Raw genomic sequence first — 25,426 nt, 5'->3', positions numbered from 1 at the left:
CAACCCCGCTCGACTTGCATGTATTAGGCACGCCGCCAGCGTTCGTCCTGAGCCAGGATCAAACTCTCCATTAAAGACCAACCGAAGCTGGTTTATAGAAAGAGCGATAAGCTCATTTTTAATGCTAGCGATTCTTCTTTATAAAAGAAAAAATCTTTATTTCATCATCCATTTGTTCAGTTTTCAAAGAACTTGTCTGCTCTCGTTTCACTCAACGAGCCAGGAATTAGATCATATCATGTTAGTTGCTTTGTTGTCAAATCTTTTTTTGATTATCTTTTCAGCAACCTCACTTCAAGAAATGTTATTCTCAAAGCAACGTCTAATAATATATCATGCCTAAAGTTATTTAGCAAGCATTTATTTATATCTATTTTACTTCCTACTACACAACAGATAATAAGGCAGCCACCCCGCCCCAGAGCGAAATGACTGCACTCATTGCAAAACTATTTATTCTTGTTCCAGCAGTCTGATGAATTCATCCTCATCTTCTATGGTGTCAATTCCGAGCTGTTGGGCCTTAGCCAGCTTACTCCCAGCCTTTTCACCAGCTATCACTAGATCCGTCTTTTTCGATACAGACCCAGCCACTTTGGCTCCCAGCGCCTCCAACTTGGATGCAGCTTCGTCACGCGTAAGCTGATGCAAGGTACCTGTAAGCACGACAGTTTTGCCACTGAAATAGCTGTCTGTCTTCTTCTCCCGTGGAGCTTCGGGGGCCTGAGCTTTCACTCCTAGAGACAGCATCTTTTCAATCCCCGCCTGAGTAAATGGATCAGCAAAGAAAGCAACAATACTTTCCGCTACAATCCCGCCCACATCCGGCAGTTCTATCAGTTCTTCCACCGTAGCGGACATCGTCTTGTGCAAATCACGGTAGTGTTCAGCCAACATGCGTGTCGTCGCTTTACCGGTATTCGGTATGCCTAGAGCATAAAGGAAAGAAGCCAAATCTCTCTCTTTGCTCTTTTCAAGTGCCGCCAAGAGGTTACTAGCCTTTTTCTCACCAAACCGTTCCAGCTTTACAAGATCATCAAATTGGAGTGTATACAGATCCGCAGGCTCGCGCACATCAAGTTCGTCATGTAACTGGATGGCCGTTTTGTCGCTGAACGTTTCAATATCCATAGCATCACGTGAAGCAAAATGGGAAATGCGGGCCACAATTTGCGGTTTACAACCCAGCTTATTGTCGCAAAACAAATGGGCGCCTCGCTGTTGCAACGGAAACCCGCAGGCTGGACAATGATCGGGTACAACAATTTCCTCCCCGTCGTTCTCAGATGTTACCTTCCCCAATATCTCCGGAATGACATCATTTGAGCGCCGGATAAAAACACGTGCTCCCAAAGCAAACTTCAGGTTTTTGCGCTCGATGTCACCAGCATTGTTAAGTGTACAATTTTGTACAGTGACTCCCGCCAGCTCTACGGGTTCTACCCTTGCCAGTGGGGTGATCTTACCGGTTCGTCCTACATTCCACTCGACCGAGTTAAGAACCGTAGTCGTTTCCTCTGCTTCAAACTTATATGCCACTGCCCAGCGCGGGAATTTATCGGTGTACCCGAGAGCCTCACGCGTACGCATATCTGTAATTTTCAATACTGCCCCATCAATGAGATAATCCAATCCAGCACGGGATTCTTCAATCTCAGTCAGTTGCTCCATTACATCATCAAAATTATCAAAGTAAGTCAGGTATGGGTTTACCTTAAAATGATTTTCACGCAGGAAAGTCATCATTTCCTGGTGGCTGCTAAACTGGATACGGTCCGCATATCCCACATTGTAGAAAAATGCATTCAATCGCCGTTCTGCTGTCACTTTGGGATTCAAGTTACGCAAAGCGCCAGCTGCGGCGTTGCGCGCATTTTTAAGAGGGTCCACGGCAGTCTCATTATATTTGGACAGTACAGATAGATTCATTATCCCTTCTCCCTGCACTTCAATAGTTCCATTTTGAAAAGGAATTGTAAGTGGCACGGATTTAATCGTCTTCACCTGCGCCAGTATTCCTTCACCCACCACGCCATTACCGCGGGTAGAAGCCTGTACCAGCTGTCCATCTGTATAAGTCAGGTTCAGCGTCAATCCATCAAATTTAAGTTCTATCGCATAGCCTGGAGATGGCAAAGGTTGCTCCGGGTTCTTGGTATTGTAATCATTGACCAGCTTCACGACACGCGCGTTCCATGCACGCAGCTGTTCCATATTCTGAGCTTTATCAAGGCTCCATAATGGGGCAAGGTGGCGATGCGGTGTGAACCCTTTGAGTAACTCCCCGCCCACACGCTGTGTCGGCGAATCCGGCAGCACAAGGCCGCTCGTCTGTTCAAGCGCTACCAGCTCGTCATAAAGCACATCATATTCTTTGTCGCTGATCTTGGGTTCATCCAGTGTGTAGTAATGATAGTTATATGTGTTCAGTTCAGCAACAAGCTGCTCCATCCTGTGCATTGGGTTCATGCAGGCGTATCCCTCCGGGAACTTCATCAGGGCAGAGGTCCTAAGCCAAGCTGCCACTCATGAGGTTCGAGATTTAATGATGTTTGAGATTTATTCTACTTTTGTAATCGGTGCAAAGCCAGCTAACAGTCGTTTAACCCCTACTGGAGCCGGGAAAGCAATTTGAAGCTCCATATCATTGCCCGTCCCTTTTACAGCTACAATAGTTCCAATCCCCCATTTACCATGCTGTACCTTGTCTCCAGCAGCAAAAATGGAGGGACCTCCTGCCGAAGCAGCCGGAGTGGGTTTCGTGGATGAAGATGTCGTTACTGTTACGCGGGGTGACGCGGAAGCGGACGAACCACTACGGCTCATCGTATCAAACGAGCGTTCTCCACCAAAGTTGCTGCCACTACCTTTATTCAGTCCGCGCCCACCATAAGATCCGCCTACATTGCCTGAACGACGGTAGCGGTCACGTTTGATGATCGTATCCTCTTTTAACTCGTCCGGAATCTCTTCGAGAAAGCGGGAAGGCGGGTTAGCTGTGGTGCGGCCAAACAGAGTGCGCATCTGTGCGCATGTAAGGAACAGTTGCTCCTCTGCACGGGTGATCCCGACATACGCCAATCTGCGCTCTTCCTCCAGCTCTTCGTTATCCAGAAAGGCACGACTATGAGGGAATACTCCCTCCTCCATACCGACAATAAATACGATGGGAAACTCCAATCCTTTGGCGCTATGCATGGTCATCAATACAACCGCATCGCTTTGCTCTTCTTCATCGTCATTCATGGAATCAATATCGGCAATCAACGCAAGGTCGGTCAGGAAGGAGACGAGTGACTTGTCTTCCGCGCCTTTTTCAAATTCCATGGTTACCGACAGGAACTCATCAATATTCTCCAAACGCGAGCGTGACTCGAGTGTATTCTCGTTTTGCAGCTCCAATCGATATTGGGTGGTTTCCAGCATTTTTTCTGTTAACTCGGTAACCGACAGGTAGTCTACCATCCGACTTAAACCTTCGATCATATCGTAAAACTCTACCAACGCATTGCGCGTACGTCCTGCAAAGCCCAAATCGTCTACAACTTGAAGGACACGGAAAATCGAAACTCCACGTTCCGCTGCAGCTGCCTGCAATTTGCCGACGGTTGTGTCTCCGATGCTTCGTTTTGGCACATTAATGATTCGGATCAAGCTGATGTCGTCGTCAGGATTGGAGAGCAGGCGAAGATACGCCAGCAAATCCTTAATTTCTTTACGATCATAGAACTTGATACCGCCAACGATCTGGTAAGGAATATCCGATTTAATCAAAATTTCCTCGACAACCCGAGATTGAGCATTCGTACGATACAAAATGGCATGATGGCTATAGGTTTTGCCCGCGTTAATATTCTTATGAATTTCGGAAGCGATAAAGTAGCCCTCATCATGCTCAGAGTCAGCACGATAAACTTTAATCTTGGCTCCGCCTTCTTTGTCAGTCCATAGTTTTTTCGGCTTACGGCCTGTATTTTGACCAATAACTTCGTTGGCAGCATTGAGAATATTTGAGGTGGACCGGTAGTTCTGCTCCAGCAAAATGGTGCGCGCTTCCGGGTAGTCCTCTTCAAAATTCAAAATGTTGCTAATATCCGCACCCCGCCACCGATAGATGGATTGGTCACTGTCACCTACTACGCAAATCCGGTGATGCTTGTCGGCCAGCATTTTGCACAGCATGTACTGCGCACGGTTCGTATCCTGATATTCATCAACATGAATGTATTGAAATTTTTTCTGATAGAAATCCAGTACCTCAGGTACTTCTTTAAAGAGCTGAATCGTTGCCATGATCAAATCATCAAAATCAAGAGAGTTGTTATTTTTGAGTCGTTGTTGGTACTTGGTATATACCTTCGCCACAATCCCCTCAAAATAGTCGCCAATCTTGCGTTCATACATTTCGGGAGTGACCAGTTCATTTTTAGCCGTACTCATCATAGACTGAACCGCTTTGGGTTCAAACTTTTTGGTGTCTATATTCAGATCCTTCATGCAGCTCCGAATGACAGACAATTGATCCGTAGAATCCAAAATGCTGAAATTCGAGGTGAATCCAATCCGCTCGATATCCCGACGTAAAATACGCACACACATCGAGTGGAAGGTGGATACCCACACATCTCTTCCCTGTGGGCCAATCAGCTTGGATACGCGATCCTGCATCTCACGCGCGGCCTTGTTCGTAAAGGTAATCGCCAAAATGCCCCATGGAGCCGTCTTGCGGGTCGCAATGAGGTAAGCTATTCGATGTGTAAGCACCCGCGTCTTACCACTGCCTGCGCCAGCCATAATCAGCAGTGGACCATCTACCGCCTCCACAGCCTGACGCTGAGGCGGATTAAGGCGAGCTACCGCCTCGTGTATATCTATTGATTGCATGCGTGCATGCTCCTTTCCCTGAGCTTCCATAAATTCACGTTCTATACTTCCAATTTCACAGCTACCGTCTCCAGCGCTTTCGCCAAGTCACGATAAATGATGTTTCCTACTACAATGGTGTCACAAACGGCAGCCGCTTGTAACGCGGTAGATTTATCCACGATTCCTCCCCCGTATAGGACACGAGAGCGCTCCGTACTGCGATGTATTTTTTGCACCAGCTCCATATCCCCAAAAGCACCGCTGTATTCCACATATACAATCGGCAGATGCATGAGCTTGTCAGCAATCTGTGCATATGAGGCGGCAGATGAAGCATCCAGCGAAGTATCTGCTCCGGTAAGCTTAGCGACTGTGGAATCACCGTTCAAAACAATATATCCTTCCGTTACAAGCAAATCCCAAGGGATCATATAACCAAGCTGCTCAATCGCTCGTTGGTGTTGCCCTAGAATCCAATTACTGTCAGTGGTATTTAGTACCATGGGAATCATATATAGATCAAACCCCGGCACTACAGCCTCCAGATCGGACACCTCAAGCACACACGGCACCTCATAACGCCGAACTCGCGACAGCAAATCCACCGTATTTTCATAGGTAATACCTGAGGAACCTCCTACCATAATCGCATCCGTACCAGACATACACACGGCGTCAAGCGCCTCATCATCCAGTTCCTTGTCAGGATCAAGCTTAAACACATGCCTCCATGATTGAATTGAATCTGCCAACACACATTCCTCCAGCATTCATTGCTTTTGTCATGATCCAGACGAGCCGAATTCCAATATCCAAAAGCGTTCTATGCTAAGTCTATGATAGTGCTTAAAAGGTGTCAATGTTCGTATCAAATGGGAACACCCCATTCAGACAGCTCATGGTCGTAGCGCATACAACCAACTGCGTTTACTAAGTTCTTTTTCCGTTAAAATATCTGTATAGAAACCTCGCACACCCATCTGTTCATACTCAGCCGCATCCTTCAACTCATTAATGGTATTTACGTAGCACACTGCTCCTGCCTGGCGCAAACTTTCCACTAAAGCACCACTCACCCGATTCTCTGGTAAAGTTACTGCCGTTATATCATTTTGTTGTACAAATCGAACGATCTGGTCATCTTTATCCTCTGTGGCATAGAGCGTATAAATAACGGATGGATAGGGATAAATACTCCGCAACGTTTGCAGCATTTCTTCATTGTAAATTTGAGGAACAATACGGGACAAAAGCTCGGGGTTTTTCTCCTGTGCCTGACGGGTCAGTTGTGCAAACAACTGTTTGATTTGGGCAGGGTCCTGTTCTTTCGTATCGGTCACAATATAAGCATCCGGGTATGTTTCCAATAAATCCAATACATCCTTCCAATCTACTGGGGTATAGGAACCGTGTATAGGTGTGTTCTTAAATTGATGATAGCTCCAAGGTTTTCCGCCCTGTTCTGTAGCAACTGCGTGTTCCTGTTGCATTTGCTCTGTAAAAGATTCTGTCCATTCATGGCGCGCCACCAATTGTCCATCCGAAGTAAACATCAGGTCGACCTCGAATACGCGGCTGCCTTTTTTATAATTTTCCACAAACGCTTCACGCGCATTAGTATAGGCCAAACCATCAACGGCTCCCATGGCATGCGAAATCACGCGGTGCGTGGTAAAGCCAGTATGTTCTTCTGTAGATTGCCCTTTGTAAGCCAGTAAAAATGTGCCGATTAACATTAAAAGAATGACCGTAGCAATCAATCGTTTCATAGGGTGTCACATCCTTTTCGTACAGGTCAATACCCCACATACGCATACTCAAAACAACTGCCAGACGCAAAAACACCCTCCGGCTAAACCGAAGGGTGACTCTGGATTAATACGCGTTCTTGAAACCATTGCGAATCGTACGGAAAATAATTTTAATATCGAATAAGAGCGACCAGTTCTCAATATAGAAAATGTCATGCTTAATCCGTTCCTCAATAGATGTATCTCCACGCAACCCATTGCTCTGTGCCCAACCTGTGATTCCGGGACGAACATGATGCTTCACCATGTATTTTGGAATTGCCTCACGGAACTGATCCACATAATAGGGTCGTTCTGGGCGTGGACCAACGACACTCATATCACCAAGCAGAACGTTGAAAAATTGCGGCAACTCGTCGAGGCTCGTTTTACGAATAAAAGTACCAAAACGTGTGCGTCTTGGGTCATTAGCAGTCGTCCAGCCCGTATCTTCAGTTCCAGGGGGCAGCACCTTCATCGAACGAAATTTGTACATTCGGAAGGTGCGACGGTTCAAGCCTACCCGCTCCTGCTTAAAAATGATGGGCCCTCTGGATGTAATCATCACACCAATCGCCACTGCCAGCATGATCGGAGAGGTCAGGAGAATCGCGAATAAAGAGAATAAAATATCGAACAGACGCTTAAACAATCGATTCCCCGCCACATCCAGTGGAATATCCCGTACATTGATCATCGGCATACCTGCAAAGTTGTCAAAATACGGGCGAGCCGGCAAATAATCGAAAAAGTCGGGGATTATAAGCGTGCGCACTCCAGCCTTTTCACACATGTTGATAATCTTGGGGTACTTATCATGAGCATCCAGCGGCAGCGCCAGAATGACCTCGTCAATCATCAGACGCGACAACGTAGCCTCCAATTGATCTAAGCCTCCAAGAATCGGGCGGAAATGCGCTTCTTCCTCTTCACTCCAATGCCGCTTATCATCCAGAAAACCCACGACCTCGTATCCCAGATCAGGATACTGTCCAAGATTATGATAAAATCGTTGGCCTAGAGTACCCGCCCCGAGAATAAGCATGAATTGCTTGTTGTACCCTTTTTGACGGAGAGCTTTAAGAACTTGCTTCAAAAAAAATCGGTAAAACAAAATAAGCAGCACGTTTCCAACCATATAGATTGCCAGATAGGACCGCGAGATGTCGATTTGCTTCACGAAGAACATCACACTCAACAGCACGAACAGGCCAACGATATGAATCTGGGTGACTCGGAATACGTCGTCTGCAAACCGTTTTTTGCGTTTGGGCGAATAGAGCGAGAATAACATCCCCAGCACTACGGCAATCAGGCCGTAGATTAAGCTCCAGCCTCCATATACTTGAATAGGAAGCGGTTCTTTATAGGTGATCCATTCACTTTCAAATTTGAAAAACCAAGCGATCAGAAAGGAAAACTGAATGACCGCGAAATCCGCCACAATATATAATTGGGTTAAAAAACGCTGATTTCTGCGTATCATGCTTTCACCTCAGTACGAGATTGTTCCCCGCCGTCCGGCTTGACCGGTGCGGACAACTTATTTTTTAGAAAGGCCATTCCAAATTTCACGGTAATTCCTGCATATACAGCCATATTGGTGATCCAACTGTATTGCTGTTTATAGTGCTTACGATGAAATACCCACATAGCTCTATGAAACTCATAAATAATTTTCAAAGGACGACGGCGAGCGCTGCCCCCTTTGATATGAATAATATATGTGCGCGGGTAGTAGTAAATGCCCCACCCGGCTTGCTTAATCCGGTAACACCAGTCAATATCCTCACCATACATAAAAAAGGTTTCGTCCAAGCCGCCAACCTGGTCAATCGTCTCCCGGCGCACCAGCATAAAAGCACCTACCAGTACATCTACAGGATACTCATCGTCCGGGCTTAGATGCCCAAGCTGATATTGATTGTACTTCGGGTTATCCGGGTAACGCTTCGACCAGCCAAAAGCATAGTAAAAAGAAGCTGACGGCGTTGGAAATCCTCGCTTACAAGCCTTATCTAGCGAGCCATCTGGCAAGATGACCTTACAGCCCGATGCTCCCATCTCCGGATGCGTATCCATAAACTGAATCATTGTATCCAGCGTGTCCGGTTGCACCAACGTATCGGAGTTCAACAACAATACATAACGCCCGCTGGCTACTTCCATCCCCTGGTTGTTCGCCTTGGCAAAACCTGTATTATTCTTATTGGCTATCAACGTAATCTCCGGGTATGCAGCACGAATAGCCTCAACAGATCCGTCACTGGAGTGATTATCAATCACAATCACTTCATATCGGTACTGCGACTTTGACGCATACACCGATTGCAAACAATCCAGCGTCAATCGACACGTATTATAGTTGACGACCAGTATGCTTACATCCATATTTAAAACGCTCCTGACAAATTCAGTAATCTATTCTACTATCGCCTATTATAGCATACCGCGCAGACCACGGGGCGCAAAAAAGCACATAACTTGTAGCCTTACATAGTTAGTAGAATTTCACAAAATTCGATTCCAGTCGCTCCAAAGTGCAAATATAGACAAACGAAACCATTTCGATCTATATATTGTTCATTGGAAGTCGTTTATTAGATTTTTGTAAAATCCTCGGTTGAGGTCTAAAATTCATCGTGGTAAGATATACATGGAAAAAGGGCTGGTGCCAGCCAGCCCCTGCGCAACCAACGCTCCAAGAGCGGACGGTTTTGGAACAATCAGGCCGAAAATAGACCCTTCCTTGCGGGGGCGGTCTATTTTCGTTTGTTAAACTCTAACAGTGTGACGATTAACGCCCCGAACGTCAGCATTAAACTGAGCGCCTCAAACACTGTCACAGGCTTCACCCCCCTCCTCGGGAGAGTTAGCCGACCGCCCTTGCCAGCTCTATCGGTTGCACGTTTCAATTATACTATATTTTTCCATAAAGGAACACGCATTCGATGGTATTTTATCTAGTATTCATTTGCACCTTTGACTATTTGACGCTTATATATGGAAAAAAGTTTCAATATTTTTCTTTCCAACCCCCTATAACTTCCTCATTATGAAAACCAACTTATAAATCCAGTTGTCCAACCGTGACTGCCTATAAAATGGAGACTGCCAAATATATTTCATACGAGAAAATACACCCTTTTGGTAGCTGGCCAGGAATTGATCCATATCTTTATACATTTGAGGAGACATGTCTTGTCCATAAAGTTGAATAAATTGCTGGGCTTGTTTGCTTAAAATATAGCGATTTTTTCCTTTTGCAAATCTACTTAGTCTTTTCCTCCACTTGCTAACCCAACCATCCGTAGAACCTCCCAGCACATTGTTTTGATGCTGTCGATACCAAATGTACGGCTCGGGGTCAAAAACAACCTTACCAAAAGAGGAAGTGCATAAGTAAATCCACCAGTCATGCATAATAAGTTTATCCAAAGAATCTGGGATTCTCTTTTTCACGAGCTGAAGTGTTTCTTTATTGATCACCATGGTACAACCTACACATACATTCTCAATCAGAGCATTATAGAAGGATACAGGTCGGGGGATGTCAGCTGGCCATACTTTAAGTGGTTCCAATGTTTGAGAGACCATTTGAGTAGCAGAACAGTACATCAGCGGTCGGCTCCCATCCTGATCCCTGAGATGAGCCACAGCCTGAGCAAGTTTGTTAGGCATCCACACATCATCCTGATCACAAAAAGCATAATAGTCGAATGTCTCAGACGATCTTTGAATCAAATCAAAAAAGCTTTTAATAACCCCTACATTGCTCTCGAGGCATAAAATAATCTGTTGAGGATAACGTTGCTTCAGTGCTCTCAACTTGGCAACCGTATCATCTGTCGAGCCATCATCACGGATTAGAATCTGAATTTCTACGTCTTTTTGATTGATGAGACTTTCTATTTGCTCATCTAAATAAGCTGCTCCATTATATGTAGACAATAAAATTTGTATGTTAGGTCTGTTCAGAGTAATGACCTCCTTCTTTTAAAATGTGTAATAGAGGGACAATATGTTCCATCTGCTTATACATTATAATGCTCAACGTCCTTAATCAACATAGGCTTTAATATAATAAAATCTCCCAATCATGAACTGATGGGAGATTGTTGATATTTATAATAAGGTTTTATTTACTCGGATTTACTAAGACACTCCTGCAAAAAATCACGCAATCCCTCACGCCAGTTTCGCAAATCATTCAATCCATTGGTTCGGATCGCTATATGCTCCATAACAGAATTACGTGGCCGCGCTGCTGGTCTGGGGAATTGCTCTGTGCTGCATGGCTCCAATTTCGCTGTGATCTTGGCATCTAATATTTCCGCCGCATCCTGTAAAATAGCTTGCGTAAATTCATACCAGGTACAGGAGCCACTATTGGATGCATGGTATACGCCATAGTTCTCCGTTTGAACCAATTCCGCCAAAAAACGTGCCAAATCCACCGTATAGGTAGGTGAACCCTTCTGATCATTCACCACCTGCAGGAGCGGCTTCTCCTGACCAAGCTTCAGCATCGTTTTAACAAAATTGTTCCCGTACAATCCATATACCCAAGATGTACGAACAATAAAATACCTGGAGGAAAGTGTTTGGGTCAATACCTCTCCTGCCCGTTTGGACTTTCCGTAGATACTCTGCGGATTGGTATTATCGTACTCATGATATGGCTCTTTTGCCGTTCCATCGAAAACATAATCTGTGCTGATATAAACCAGCTTGGCTCCAACCTTTTCCGTAGCCAGTGCCATATTACGTGTACCTGCCGCGTTGACTTGATAAGCCCCATCGACATCAGTCTCTGCTGCATCCACAGCCGTATACGCTGCACAGTGGATTACGGCGTCAGGTTGATATTGTCCTACAATCTTCACGGTCTGCTGCAAATCCGTGATATCCAATTGTTCCCGATCGTAACCAAGGACATCATGTCCTTGCTCCTGAAAAACCTTTACTACGTCTTTACCAAGTTGACCGGATGCTCCAGTAACCAGTACCTTCATCTTACGCATCCCCCAGGCGGGCACCATACTGCTTAGCATAATATTGTTGATATTCGCCGGATTGGATGCGAGTCCACCATTCTTTGTTATCCAAGTACCAGCGAATCGTTTCTTTAATGCCGGTTTCAAAAGAGTGTTTGGGCTTCCAGCCCAGCTCGTTCATCGTCTTCGTTGGATCAATACCATAACGGCGGTCATGACCTGGACGATCCTGCACATACGAAATCAGAGATTCTGGCTTGCCCAGCTCCTCCAATACCGTTTTGACGATATGCACATTTGTCCGCTCGTTATTTCCCCCGATATTGTATACTTCACCCAGTTTACCCTGATGAATGACCAGGTCAACTGCGCTGCAATGATCCTCTACATACAACCAATCACGGATGTTCAAGCCATCCCCGTAGACTGGTAACTGTTGGTCACTCAACGCACGCGAGATCATCAGTGGAATCAGTTTTTCCGGAAACTGATACGGACCATAGTTATTGGAACAACGAGTGATATTCACAGGTAGACCAAAGGTTTCATGATATGCACGAACCAGCAGATCGCCACCTGCCTTGGAAGCAGAATAAGGACTATTAGGCTGCAACGGAGTTTCCTCCGTAAACAATCCTGTTTCCCCCAGAGAACCGTACACCTCATCTGTTGATACCTGTACAAACTTGGTCACGTTATATTTCTTGGCTGCGTCCAGTAGCACTTGCGTACCCAATACGTTTGTTTTCACAAACACTTCCGGTTCCAAAATACTCCGATCCACATGTGACTCCGCTGCAAAATTCACCACCACGTCAATTCCCTGCTGCATCAACTGGTCAATCGCTTGTGCGTCGGTAATATCTGCTTTCACGAAGGTATGTTTGGGGTGAGTTTCGATGGATTTCAAGTTTTCCAGGTTACCTGCATACGTAAGCGCATCTATATTCACAATTTCGTAATCTGGGTGCTGCTTTAACATGTACAATACAAAGTTACTGCCAATAAACCCGGCCCCGCCGGTGACAAGAAGTTTCATACAGACCTCCTAAATCTTATTATTCGTCTAATCAAAATTAATTTCTGCATCAGCCAGAAGCGGATGCTTCTGATCTTTCTCTGAAAGAATAGCATGAGAAGTTGGCCAATCAATCCCTAGTACAGGATCATTCCACAGAATTCCACGATCATTTTCAGGTGAATAATACTCGTCTACCTTATACAGCACTTGCGTATTAGGAACAAGCGTACAGAACCCATGAGCAAAACCCTTAGGCACCAGTAGCTGACGTCTATTATGCTCGCTTAGAATGACTCCGACCCATTGACCGAATGTTGGAGAACTTTTACGAAAATCCAAAATCACATCATAGATAGCCCCAGAAAGTACACGAATGAGTTTGGTCTGTGCTTTAGGATTGAGTTGGTAATGCAAGCCACGAATCACACCGGCTTCTGCAGACAAGGATTGGTTATCCTGAATAAAAGCATGGTCTATTCCGTTTTCTTTCATGATCTGTTCATTGTAACTTTCCATAAAAAAACCACGGTGATCACCATGAACCACGGGTTCAATGATTTTTGCACCTTCTAGTTTCAAAGGGATTACCTTCATTTCGTTCGCATCCTCCCTTTATTTTAAATCTTTAGCTTTCCAAACTCTTCACCAAACACAATATCCTTAGCCAATTCATTAGCTCGCGCAAGAGATGGGTGAGTTCCTGCATCTGTCCACCAGCCTTGAAGAATATCATACGTCAATGTTCCATTAGCAATATATGCATTGTTAACATCAGTGATCTCAAGTTCTCCCCGAGCTGAAGGTTCGAGCGTTTTTACAATTTCAAACACACTATGATCGAACATATAAATGCCTGTTACAGCATAATCACTTTTTGGTTCTTTAGGTTTTTCTTCAATTGACACAATACGCTCCCCTTGAAGCTCGGCCACTCCAAAACGATGTGGATCCTGTACCTGTTGAAGAAGAATTTTTGCACCCGTGGTTTGATTACGAAAATTATCCACGAAAGGTGCAATATCATCTTCAAACACATTATCGCCTAAAATAACAACCATTTGATCATCACCTACAAATTGTTCAGCCAGATCAAGAGCTTGTGCGATCCCGCCTGCCTCATCCTGAACTTTATAAGTGAATGTTACGTCCATCTCACGACCGCTGCCAAGAAGGTTAACAACATCTCCCATATGCTCTTTACCTGTAACGATAAGAATATCGTGTATGTCAGCTTGCTTGAGCTTGGATACGGAGTGGAAAATCATTGGATATTTACCCACAGGCAGCAGATGTTTATTTGTTACTTTGGTTAAGGGGTAGAGGCGAGAGCCTGTACCTCCTGCAAGAATTATACCTTTCATTAATAATAACCTCCTAAATAATTTTGTTTTATGATTGTTTAATTCGATTTTTAAAAAGTTCAGGGAAATTAGGATAAATCTTATCAAATTCTCCTCTTAAATATTGAATTTGTTTTTGCGTAAAAGAACTGCTTTTTTTATAAACCCTAAGCTTTATTCCGTTTTCTATAGTATACTCTTTTGAAAAAGTAAAGTTATTATTAATAATATGTCCCTGCATTATTTCCTTTGCCAGTAACCCCACTACTTGCTGATCTTCTGCCCTTAAATGATATTGAATGGGGTCTGCCACTACTACAATATCAGCATTGAGAAATTCAACCGGGAAACCGTCTCGCAAATCAACATTTGATGAGCTAGCCAAATTAGGCATATAGTTTACAACATCAGGAAGATATAGCTTCCTTAGAATATCGTCATTAATATAAGTTGAACTTGCTAACACATATATTTTTGAATTATGCTGTTGAGACATAGTATTTAAGTTATTTGCTAATAATTGAAGTTGAGGAATATCTGCTCTGACCTTCGGCTGGTAAGATTCTACAGAGTATATTATACCTCCTACTTTTGACAAAGGGATCAACCTAAAAGTATAAGCAAAATTTAATAAGAATAGCACAGCTAATACGGTTACTCCGATTCTTTTAACTGTGTCATGAATTAAAAAATTATATATCCCAGCAATAGCCACTAAAACTAACAAGCTTATTTGTGTGTATAATAAATATTTGTGATGAGGGCCCATACTTTGAATTCTAAAGAATAAAATTTGCGTAATTATAAAAGATAAAAATAAGGATAATGAAATTGAACGTATTCCTTTTTTCATAATCCCTATTAAAAATCCTAAAATAACAAAAGAATATAGGTATAATCCAAACGATTTTGTAACATCTCCAAACTTGTCCAAATTATTTCCATTACTGTATGCAGAATATGCCCTGGAAAAATCATTAAATACACTCTGCTCTAAAAAACCTCGAAAAAGAAGCAACAATATACCCAAGCTTAATGTTCCAACAAACGCCATATTAAGGATAAAGTATTTAATTAGATTTTTCCTTTGTTCTTTTTCAAATAAAAATTTTAAAACGATGGATGCACTTAAGGCAAGAATATAACTTACAGCGAAAAAAGCAAAATAGCGCCTTTGCAAAACCACTAAAATCAGCATAAGTGACATAACTATACATTTTCTATAATCCATTTTCCCCCAATCATAATCGATTGCAACTAACCAGAGTACAGAAGTAGCTAACAAGCAAGTCGCATCTAAATATCCAAAAAATAGTGGCATAAATAAAAAAGGAAAAGAAAATAATATTAAAAGTGTAGTATGTTCAGAGATCTTATTCCAACCAGCCTTTTTTGTAATCTTATAAAAACAAAAAGAAAGAACTAAAGACATCGGAAAAATGAAAAGGAATAAAACTAACATGACATAACTAACGAAGCTTTCTCCTACAATTTTCATAGGGAGAGCTAAAAGAGAAGGAATAATGTTATTGTATTCCATAATATTGATACTAACATATAGGTCGCGTAGTGTCTGAAAAGGGATTATAAAAAAATTACGGCTTTGCTCAATAGTTACACCCCAGTATCCACCGTAATCCCAGAAATAAACAAATCTATCTCTACTAACTTCTGCAAATACAAATACAGCAACGATAAAAAACACCAGAAAAGATAGCAACATATCTTTCTTTCTAATTTTTCTCCAAAAATCGAAAAACCCACAAATATTTAAGGTCCAGGAAATAATTCCGTAATAAAGCCCCAGAAAAGAAATGCAAAGTAAGGTTCCCGCAAAAGCACTAAATTTAGTGTCTCCTATATATGCAAACAGCAACCCTATTAAAAAAAGCAATATGCTTACAATACAAAGTTTAGCTATTAAAGTTTTTTTTATAACATGGAACATACAAATTGATAATGTTTTAATGTTATTTCCATTATTTTTTTTCTTTTCCATCATCCTAACCTTTCTGTACCAATTGAAATGAATCAAAAAAATTTATTCTTGAATATATTTGAATAACGATTCCCTTAATATTTTATTTTCTAAAAAGTTCAACTCAGGTTCTTGCATGCCTGACTTTCGGGCTGAATTAATATATGATCTTAACAACCAAAGAAGCCGATCATTCCCTTGTAGGTTAATTGATTCAGCCATTTCCTCTATTCCAGAAGAGTCTTCCATCAGTATAACATTACCCTCGAAACGATCAAGATGCGCTGCATAAATCCAACATATCTCAAACAGCATATGCTTTCTGTTAGTATGAATTGTATTAGTACCATGTATACGATAGTGCATTAATGGTTCTTCGATAAGAGCACATTCCCCATATTCGGCAGCTCTTAATGCAAAATCCCAATCATGTGCAAATCGTAAATTCCGCATTCCACCAATGTCTTGATACAATTTTTTAGTGAAAACCATATTACTTGTCGTAGAAATAAAATTAGACATTAATAAATTTTTGACAAAGTTATTACTATTAGCAAAAGATTTTTCTTTATTTGCCACAGGCCAAGGTTCCATATTTCTCCACCCTTGTTTAATACCTAATTTTTTCCCGGCATCATCAATAATCTTAATATATGAGCAAACCAAATGAATATTTGCCTGTGAGTTCAAATAATCCACACATTTATTTAAACGATTTTTCTCATATATATCATCAGAATTAAGGATAGTGAGATAATCTCCAGTTGCCATATCTAAACCACGATTAATAGTGTTGTGAGCTCCATTATTTTCTTGAGAAATAACTTGTAGACGGGGATCATTAATACTTCTTGCAATACTGAGTGACCGATCACTAGATCCGTCATCAATTACTATGAGCTCAATATTCGTATAAGTCTGATTGAGAACACTTCTTATCGCTTCTTCAATATATTTCTCATGGTTATATAAAGGTATAATCACAGAAACTTTGATATCTTGATTCATAGGAGCTTTTTTTTTAAAAAACATATATACTCTCCTCTACTGAACTTCTTCGAATTTTATCCCTGGAGGAACTAAATAACCTCTTCCTTCTTGATACGGTCTCGGGTCTCTCACCACTATAATCAAAACATCATTAATCCATTGTATTTGCTCATGTGCTTGGTACGTACCTGTTGCCAGAGCAATGTCAAGAGAATACTTACCGTTACGAAGGTATGGAAACTCTAACTTAAATTGATACCTATAAATTTGGTTCTTTTTTAAAGGCTCTAATTTCACTTTTTCAAAATGTGTATTTGTAACGATTACAGTATTTCCTAAAGCATCCTTAAGAGTGAATCCGAAAATTGGCATATCAACATCTTTATGCATTTTTATAGTGAAATCAATACAAACTTTATCGCCCCCTGCAACAATACTTGATTCTTTTCCAGATTCCTCGTTAATCAACCGGACAGTTTCAAAGTTCCCATCTCCATTACCGAATGTTTGTGGTCTTGTTTCTCCAGATAAAGCGCTTATTACTTCAGGTGTCTGCTCTTCATTACTGTTGTACACGGTTACTGCCTGCATTTCCTTAATATCGTAACTCATAAATGCTTGGTATTCGTCGAGTATTTTATCTGGCCGCCCTTCTTTAAAAATTTTACCTTCGTCCATCCAAATAATTCGGTCGCAAAAACTGGCCAAAATCCCCGTATCATGACTTACAAACAAAACGGTGCCTGTCTTTTTTACTTCACGTATTTTTCTGTAACATTTTTGTTGGAATCGCATGTCACCTACGCTTAAGGCCTCATCAACGATTAAGATTTCAGGATTAATATTAATTGCAATTGCAAAGGCCAAACGTACAAACATACCGCTAGAATAAGTTTTGACAGGCTGGTAAACAAAATCGCCTATGTCTGCAAACTCAAGAATCGAATCCACACTGCTGTCCACGTACTCTTTGCTATAACCAAGCAATGTACCATTAAGATATATATTCTCGATTCCAGATAAATCACCGTTAAATCCTGCCCCTAGTTCAAGCAATGCAGAAACATTACCATTCACTTCAATTTTCCCAGAAGTAGGAGCCAGTACTCCCGCTATCATTTTTAACAGTGTAGACTTACCAGACCCATTTTTACCCACGATACCAACTGTTTCTCCACGTTTTACATTGAATGAAATATTGTCTACTGCATGAAAATCTTTATGATATTTTCTCTTACTAATACTCACCACTTCTTTCACACGATCCAGTGGTTGATTATAAAGCTTATATACTTTGGACAGATCAACTATATCAATTAAACATTCTTCCAAGTCTGTACCTCCTACATGTTTTCACAAAAACTATCTCTGTTGTTCAGCTTAAATAAGTCACTATCAATAAGCCAACTATAAAACATCAGCAAAATGAGATTTCATTTTCTTATAAAACGTAAGGGCAATCGTTGCTAGAATCATAGTCACTCCCCAAAAATATAAAGTTTGCGTCGGGTGTTCAAAAAACCAAATTTTATTAATTAAAGCGTCTCTATATCCATTAACAATATAGTAAATAGGATTCAGCTTTATAAGCCATCTTAAATTTTCAGGAATTACCGATTCCTCCCACATGATTGGAGTCAACCAAATACCAAACTGGAGTAATATACCCACGATTTGTGTGGTATCTCTAAAAAACACATTGAGCGTAGAAAGAAAATAAGCTAGCGCGGTAATAAGTGCAAATAAGCAAATATTGAAATATATAATACTAAGCAAATGAATACCTGGAAAATCTCCATACAGACTATAAATTAGAATCAAAAAAATATTAAAGGCAATATTCAGAAAAAAAGAAGCTGTAACTTTTACTAAAGGTAATAAACCTATTTTAAAAACCAATTTTTTAACTACAAACGAATAACTTGTAAAAGCTCCCGTTGAATTAATAATAGCATCAGAAAAAAAATTCCATGGAATCATTGCTGCACATAACCAGAGTATAAAAGGAACGTTTGAGATAGGTTGAGCACGAAAACCAACTTGAAAAACAAACCAGAAAATCAAAATTGTCATAAGCGGTTGGATGATTGCCCAAACCACACCGAAGTAAGAACCTGAAAATCTATTCTTAAAATCACTTTTAGACATATTCATAAGAAGATGTCTATTTCTCCACAGATCATGAATTATATTCAAAGCATAACTCTCTCCTTTTCTTCCCCTGACTCAGAATGATATTTCCCAATAGCTTTTTGAAATGACTGATTCATCAAGCTTGCAGCTCTTTTCGATGAGAAAAAATCAACATTTTCTGAGATGCAATCTAATGAATTTTGTTTATATAAATGAAGATTAGAATAAAAAATGTCAAATGTCTGTTTTAATGTATTAAGATCATGTTGCTTTGAAATAATTCCAATATTATTTTTTTCAACAAATATCGAAACATCTCCTACATCTGTTGAGAAAATAGGTGTTCCTACACACATAGCTTCAATTGTAACAATGGGGAGCCCTTCATAAATGGATGCAATAAATAGCCCATCTATAGCTTTTATAAATTGAGATACATTTGAAATATACTTTATCCGATGTATACGACTCTGCAGGTTATAGCTTTCAATTAATTTTTCTACTTTCGAAGATAATTCTCCATCACCCACCATTATAAAATCAATATTATGGTGAGAATCAACAATATACTTAGCAAGTTCCAGTAACTTTAATGGCTGCTTTTGCTCAGTAAATCGACCAACAAAAGCAAAATACATCCTTTGAGGATCCAAATCAAATTGATTGAGTATATCTGCACGCGAATAACTTTCAGTTGTTAATGTTATTTTCTCTGTATCCGTTGCAGAATAAACTAAGTCTATATCTTCAGCATTTATACCGTACGTATGGATAAATTTTTCTTCGATTCTCTTATTAATTGCAATAAATCGATCATAAGAATGAATTACAGGTCGATTATAATACTCAATCCAACCATATTCATAATCGTATACGTCTTGTACTATTATAGGGATATTATAAAATATCTTTCTCAATTCGCTTGCATTTTCCATAGTCCAAGGGGAGCTATTACATATCCAGACCAAATCAGGATCATAAACCAATTTTAAATTTTCAAGCAAATAATTGTATTTATCAAATGTAGCCATCTCAGCAAAATCATAATAATCTAACCCCATTTGAGCAATTTGATAAAATAAACTTCCCTGCTCAGGTCGATGTGCTTCAAATGTAATCACGACAAAATTGTATGAGCCCTTTAAGCGTTCCATAATTTCTATTGTATTACGTTCTACACCGCCAACTGCCATAAATACCGTGAATACAAATACAGTTAGTTTTTCTTTACTTTTTTGCTGTACTTTTAATTGATTATTCCAAAATAATTCATGCGGTTTATTAATAAAAAGGGTGTTGTTATCCAACATCTTTAAATTAGGAATTTCTAATGTAAGATTGATTTCGTTCTCGATGCGTTTACTCCCAGGAAGACGTATAAACTTCCCTATAGCTCCCCCATTATTCTTACTGAAAGCATCATAAGGTGTCAAATGTCTAGATAATAAAATTGAGTCTTGAACAGAAAATCCGTGCATAACAGGAAAATATTCCAAACTATCCGATACTATCACAAAATCACAATTATATTGTGATAAACAAAAAACTGCATTAAGAAATTGATTCTTTTCCATACGATTGGAGGTATCCATTAAATCGTAAACAAATTCTATATATTGATTTTCTAAGCAGTTTAAAATATCGATATGAACATCTAATAAATTAGAACAAACTTCCCTGTATTCATTCAGCATATGAGAGAGGTTTTGATCTTTAGAGCATTTAATAGTGATCCATATTTTCCTCCTCATTTCAGCCGAATTTATATTTGCTGAATCTGCCAGTTTATTTTTTTTCTCTTCCGTCAGAAGTGAATATACCTTTTTTACAATTTTTTTTGTGAAGCCTAATAAATGATACCCTCTTTTTAAAATACGTTTGCTGAGTAGATAATTTATTTTATAACTGATCTCTACCGATTTTGTATTAGCAGGAAGGACATCACTTATAATAACAGGATCAAATTGCCTATGAAAGTAATATATTCCTTTTTTGTAATTATTAGCGTTAGTATAATTGAACGAAATTTTTTCTTTTGTTCCATTATTAAGATAAGCTATAGCATAGTCGATTTTTGTTTTGCAGATATTATCTAGAGGATCCAACCGAATTCTACCAACATTCTCCTCAGGTATATCCAATTTTAAAATTATATTTTTTTCTCCGACAGTATGAAAAGTGACAGCGTTCAGTTCGGAGAAATGATTACTTTTATCGTAGAAAACTTGAGCTTTACCAAAAAATAAATATCTAAAAGTAAATCTCTGCGCTTTATATTTCGGTCCAAATTCATAATTATTATATCCATATGCAAGCCCTAAATACATATAATAACTGAATATAATAGAATAAAACTTTGAACAAATCTTCTTTAACAAATTAAATTGTCTTTTTCGCAAAATCAATTCGAATAATTTGGTAAACTGCATCATTAGATATATAAGTAATCTACCTGTATCTCCTACAAAGTCTATAACTTTATTTGAATTCATATAATTATAATATTTCTCATGAAACTCGTTTATATTAAATTTGATTTCTTCGGTATTTAATTCTGGATGTAATTGTTTAAATGTATTTAATTCTTCTCCTGCCGACTGCTGTCTTTTGCAAAATTTTTCCACACTGTCATATACATGATCGTGATAGGCTAAAGCATTAGGATTGTAAAATATTTCAATCCCTCTTTTATGAAGCCTGTATCCTAGATCAATATCTTCAAAACCATATTTTTTAAATGCTGGATCAAACAAACAATCCAATTGTTCCAATTGCTCACGAGCTACACTAATATTAGAAGTATAAAAGTGCCGGAAATCAACAATCTCAAATGGACGCATACCAACAAATCCGAATTGTTCACACCCAATATCTGTAATATGTTTCATTAGATGGTTCATCCTAATACCTTCTCGCCAATCAATGCAACCCAATGTAGCGTACATACTTCCATTTTTTAAATAGGTTTCATAATGTTCATTCACAAAATTTAAAGTCGGAAATATGTCATCGCCTGTAAAAATAACAATTTCTCCTGTGGCATGCTGATACGCATGGTTTCTAGCTTTAGAAGCCCCACCATGCTTATTAGACAACACTTTTATAGGTAAATCTTCGAAATTTTCTAAAATAGATACTGAATTGTCAGACGATTCATCGTCCGAGAAAATGAGTTCATATTTATATTTCGTAACTTCATCTATCTTTCTCCACTGTTCTAATAGATCCGGAAGCAAAGAAGCCCTATTATATACAGCTATGATTACACTTACCTGCATCTAAACACCACCACTAAAATTATTTCCCAACGCTTTTCTTCATAATATTCATTTTGATCTTTGTTATAATTTGAATGTTTATCTCCCTTGGGTAAGGTCTTCCAAAGTAGATTGTTGTCTCTCTCATGATACGTGTTACTAAAAGGCTGAGGACACTTCAAAATATACCTGTATCCGTGCACAGACTCCAATTCCCGATAACTGCCCCCGATCAATGGTCGCAGTTTTGAACTTGCCTATAGGGTTCAATAGCTACCACCCCATAAGCGTTCTCTATAGGCAGAGCTGTCCTCGCCTTGTACAATGGCGCTCTATCCTTATTGTAAAGGACTTCTAGCTTTCTACTTTTGGTTATGCTAAGTTGTGAAATTCATGATCTGATTCCCCAAATATAAATGATATGTGATAACTTCATTTTACACAAATCAGGCCATGAGCCCCTTTATATCCAATGGACGTCGCACCTCAATATCATATAAAACATCTATTAACAATTTCACTTTTATGTTAAACATATATAGGATTTCAACTTTCTGTGTTATTGCTAGCGTTAATAGCGTTCATCATTTTATTATAAAAAATATCAACAAATTCGCTGACTTCTACTTGACTTAACACCTTGAAATATCCTTTCAAAGTAATGTATGTTGCTTGTTCAAATACTCCTCTTAATTCAAATTGAGGATCAATATTCATAAACAGAAATCCTTGTCTATGATATTCTAGGGCATTTAAAGGCACAGAAGATTCAATCAGCCCATCCGTCAATATTTCCTCAATGCTGCATATGCAGAAACAATCTTCAATTGGATCAAATCTAAATTGTTTTATTCCTTCGTTGCCAGAAATATCAAAAGTCACAGAAAACTGATTCGTTTCATCCACAATTAAAATCCCACTTTTTTTATGCTCTTGAGAATATAATCCTTCTCCAACGGCTGTATATAATGAAGAGATATTTATACCTAGAGGATTATCATACTTATAAACAGAGTTCAAATTAAATACAGATAGTGACTCAACATTATTGGCGCAGATTGCTACCATGTACTTCCCTGTCGAATCAAGATCTGCTTTTTTCAACATTCGAACCTCATGGTCCGTTGGATTTTCATCAGAGATGCTAGATACAGCATACAATGATTGGTTGTATATTTTTAAAGCACCAAACTCCTGATACAAAAAAGCTTTAAACTCTTCCGGATAAAATTCATGAATATGATAGGGGTTATGGTAACCACTTTTATCGGTATATATATATTTATTAGGTGTTGAAATAATTAAAACACCATTTTCATTAAGAACTCTCTTAGCTTCTTTCAAAAACGATTCCTGTATATTTTTATCCACATGTTCAATCACTTCTAAACTTACGATACAATCAAACTCCCCGTCCTCAAATGGGAGACTTTCCAGTGAAGCCTGTATAAAGGACAAATTTTCCTGAGTAGCATAGCGTTCATTGCACCATTCAACAGATTCGCTTGAAATATCAATGCCAACAACTGTGTTAGCTAATTGTGAAATAAGAAGAGAGCCGTAACCGGTACCACATCCCGCATCTAACACATTCATGCCTTTCAAATAATCAGAAATTATTGTATACCGGTGAACATGCTCAGCTTCTATTTCTACACCATCACTATTTGGAATAAACCTTTCACCTGTATATTTCATAATGTTTACTCATGGCCTCCTAAAATATTTTGGAATAAAAACGTAGATCTTATAAAAAAATCCTAGAAATACACGAATAACAAAAAAAACTAAACCTAATGGTATCATTAAAAATAATATAGAAGCAAGTAAGATCCCTTTGTTCTCAAGCCTATACTATATAAATTGAACTGAAAAACTTTATACCTGAAGAAGCAGACGGTCAATCATGATGTGTAAAAAAACATTTTCAATGAAATATTCCCCAGATTACTGCGTTAGAATAATATTTATTTTCAATTCATGTCGTACTTCATAATTACATTTTGTCATATATATTGCTTTTTTTGATCATTTTAAATATTCCATCTTCAATTAAAGTCAATGGAGAATAACCCGTCAATTGAATCAACTTACTATTATTAATACGATTATTCATTAGAACCTTATTATTGGATTTTTTATAAACTATTTTAATTACATCACCTACCCTCTGCTGAACAATATCAATTACTCTTTGAATAGATGTACACGTTCCACTGGCTATATTAATGACTTCATTTATTTGAGTAGTAGCTGACAAGTAAGTTGCAGCAAGAAAATCATCAATATAAATAAAGTCTCTTAGAGAATTTACATTTCCCCAGAAAGTAAAAGGCTCTTTATACAAAGCCTTGTCAATAAGGACAGGAATAATACCTTGATTTTTATGTGGATTTTGAATTCCGCCATATGGATTAGATATTCTGAGAATCACATAGGGTAAGTTATTAGATTCATAATGCTTAATTTTTATTAGGTTCTCACAGTAAACTTTCTGCAGTCCGTATATATTAATAGGATTCAAACAATCATTTTCTTCTGCTATTTTATCTGTATCCCCATATACAGTACCGGCAGAGGATAAAAAAATAAACTTACTGATCTTTTTATTAGAACATTCATTTAAAAGGTTTATAAATGATAAATAATTTTCACTCACATCCTGCGCTATGTCTTCAAACTTATTTGTAGCATTAATTGAACCAGCAGCATAAATAACCATGTCATTTTCTTCAATAATAGAGTTTATTAAATCAGAGTTTGTAATATCCATCTCGTAAAAATTTATTGTAGAAACTAAATGTTCCACGTAAAAAGATTTTTTGCCCGCTATTTTCACATTCCATCCCTGCTGATCAAAATAATTAGCTATATGTGACCCCAAGTACCCACATCCAACAATCAATACATTTTTCATCGTATTCCTCCAAGATCCTAACAATATGCTTAGCAACTAACTATCACGAAAGTATACCGAAAATTGTTCATTAAATTATACTTAAATCATCTAGAATCAATCTTAAAGCCGTATCGCGGTGTATTTGGTATCATCCT

General features: G+C 39.2%; 19 protein-coding genes and 1 rRNA gene. All 20 read right to left on the bottom strand.

Annotation, left to right across the window (positions count from 1 at the left end; translation table 11 throughout):
* Positions 1 to 74 (bottom strand): 16S ribosomal RNA (locus tag AC6EJC_RS20685); the annotation flags it as partial.
* A gap of 379 nt (positions 75 to 453) precedes the next feature.
* Positions 454 to 2,469, bottom strand: a complete 2,016-nt coding sequence (gene ligA, locus AC6EJC_RS20680; RefSeq protein WP_444955583.1) for an NAD-dependent DNA ligase LigA — start codon at positions 2,467 to 2,469, stop codon at positions 454 to 456.
* Positions 2,470 to 2,559: 90 nt separating this feature from the next.
* Positions 2,560 to 4,884 carry a DNA helicase PcrA gene (pcrA, locus tag AC6EJC_RS20675; protein ID WP_069290489.1) on the bottom strand — a complete coding sequence of 775 codons (2,325 nt, stop codon included), beginning with the start codon at positions 4,882 to 4,884 and terminating at the stop codon, positions 2,560 to 2,562.
* A 41-nt stretch (positions 4,885 to 4,925) separates the two neighbouring features.
* Positions 4,926 to 5,618 (bottom strand): heptaprenylglyceryl phosphate synthase, encoded by a 693-nt coding sequence (gene pcrB, locus AC6EJC_RS20670; protein WP_498475311.1) that lies wholly within the window; start codon positions 5,616 to 5,618, stop codon positions 4,926 to 4,928.
* A gap of 144 nt (positions 5,619 to 5,762) precedes the next feature.
* Positions 5,763 to 6,635 carry a phosphatidylinositol-specific phospholipase C/glycerophosphodiester phosphodiesterase family protein gene (locus tag AC6EJC_RS20665; RefSeq protein WP_444955581.1) on the bottom strand — a complete coding sequence of 291 codons (873 nt, stop codon included), beginning with the start codon at positions 6,633 to 6,635 and terminating at the stop codon, positions 5,763 to 5,765.
* A 106-nt stretch (positions 6,636 to 6,741) separates the two neighbouring features.
* Positions 6,742 to 8,142, bottom strand: coding sequence for an undecaprenyl-phosphate glucose phosphotransferase (locus tag AC6EJC_RS20660; RefSeq protein WP_444955580.1), 1,401 nt, complete (start codon positions 8,140 to 8,142; stop codon positions 6,742 to 6,744).
* Complete coding sequence (locus tag AC6EJC_RS20655) at positions 8,139 to 9,047, bottom strand: glycosyltransferase family 2 protein (RefSeq protein WP_348620727.1); 909 nt, start codon at positions 9,045 to 9,047, stop codon at positions 8,139 to 8,141. The genes AC6EJC_RS20660 and AC6EJC_RS20655 overlap by 4 nt, the downstream gene beginning before the upstream one ends.
* A 371-nt stretch (positions 9,048 to 9,418) precedes the next feature.
* Complete coding sequence (locus AC6EJC_RS20650) at positions 9,419 to 9,496, bottom strand: putative holin-like toxin (protein ID WP_354005523.1); 78 nt, start codon at positions 9,494 to 9,496, stop codon at positions 9,419 to 9,421.
* A gap of 199 nt (positions 9,497 to 9,695) precedes the next feature.
* Entirely contained in the window at positions 9,696 to 10,607 is a 912-nt protein-coding gene (locus tag AC6EJC_RS20645) for a glycosyltransferase family 2 protein (protein ID WP_444955579.1), read from the bottom strand.
* 191 nt (positions 10,608 to 10,798) lie between these two features.
* On the bottom strand, positions 10,799 to 11,671 hold the full coding sequence (gene rfbD / locus AC6EJC_RS20640; RefSeq protein ID WP_444955578.1) for a dTDP-4-dehydrorhamnose reductase: 873 nt from the start codon (positions 11,669 to 11,671) through the stop codon (positions 10,799 to 10,801).
* 1 nt (position 11,672) lies between these two features.
* On the bottom strand, positions 11,673 to 12,692 hold the full coding sequence (gene rfbB, locus AC6EJC_RS20635; protein WP_444955577.1) for a dTDP-glucose 4,6-dehydratase: 1,020 nt from the start codon (positions 12,690 to 12,692) through the stop codon (positions 11,673 to 11,675).
* A 27-nt stretch (positions 12,693 to 12,719) separates the two neighbouring features.
* Positions 12,720 to 13,268 carry a dTDP-4-dehydrorhamnose 3,5-epimerase gene (gene rfbC, locus AC6EJC_RS20630; protein ID WP_444955576.1) on the bottom strand — a complete coding sequence of 183 codons (549 nt, stop codon included), beginning with the start codon at positions 13,266 to 13,268 and terminating at the stop codon, positions 12,720 to 12,722.
* A gap of 23 nt (positions 13,269 to 13,291) precedes the next feature.
* Positions 13,292 to 14,035, bottom strand: coding sequence for a sugar phosphate nucleotidyltransferase (locus AC6EJC_RS20625; RefSeq protein WP_444955575.1), 744 nt, complete (start codon positions 14,033 to 14,035; stop codon positions 13,292 to 13,294).
* A 28-nt stretch (positions 14,036 to 14,063) separates the two neighbouring features.
* On the bottom strand, positions 14,064 to 16,016 hold the full coding sequence (locus tag AC6EJC_RS20620) for a hypothetical protein (protein ID WP_444955574.1): 1,953 nt from the start codon (positions 16,014 to 16,016) through the stop codon (positions 14,064 to 14,066).
* A 39-nt stretch (positions 16,017 to 16,055) separates the two neighbouring features.
* On the bottom strand, positions 16,056 to 17,024 hold the full coding sequence (locus AC6EJC_RS20615) for a glycosyltransferase (protein ID WP_444955573.1): 969 nt from the start codon (positions 17,022 to 17,024) through the stop codon (positions 16,056 to 16,058).
* 12 nt (positions 17,025 to 17,036) lie between these two features.
* On the bottom strand, positions 17,037 to 18,314 hold the full coding sequence (locus AC6EJC_RS20610; RefSeq protein ID WP_444955572.1) for an ABC transporter ATP-binding protein: 1,278 nt from the start codon (positions 18,312 to 18,314) through the stop codon (positions 17,037 to 17,039).
* 75 nt (positions 18,315 to 18,389) lie between these two features.
* A complete protein-coding gene (locus tag AC6EJC_RS20605) occupies positions 18,390 to 19,178 on the bottom strand; it encodes an ABC transporter permease (protein ID WP_444955571.1) in 789 nt (262 codons plus the stop codon).
* Entirely contained in the window at positions 19,175 to 22,393 is a 3,219-nt protein-coding gene (locus AC6EJC_RS20600) for a glycosyltransferase (protein ID WP_444955570.1), read from the bottom strand. Before AC6EJC_RS20600 ends, AC6EJC_RS20605 begins: the two co-directional genes overlap by 4 nt.
* 525 nt (positions 22,394 to 22,918) lie before the next feature.
* Positions 22,919 to 24,070 carry a class I SAM-dependent methyltransferase gene (locus AC6EJC_RS20595; protein ID WP_444955569.1) on the bottom strand — a complete coding sequence of 384 codons (1,152 nt, stop codon included), beginning with the start codon at positions 24,068 to 24,070 and terminating at the stop codon, positions 22,919 to 22,921.
* Between the two features lie 298 nt (positions 24,071 to 24,368).
* Complete coding sequence (locus AC6EJC_RS20590) at positions 24,369 to 25,289, bottom strand: NAD-dependent epimerase/dehydratase family protein (RefSeq protein ID WP_444955568.1); 921 nt, start codon at positions 25,287 to 25,289, stop codon at positions 24,369 to 24,371.
* Positions 25,290 to 25,426: the final 137 nt, after the last annotated feature.

This window comes from Paenibacillus sp. TY11 (assembly GCF_059772165.1).
Note: the sequence above shows the minus strand (reverse complement) of the source record. Positions and strands in the feature narration are given on the sequence as shown.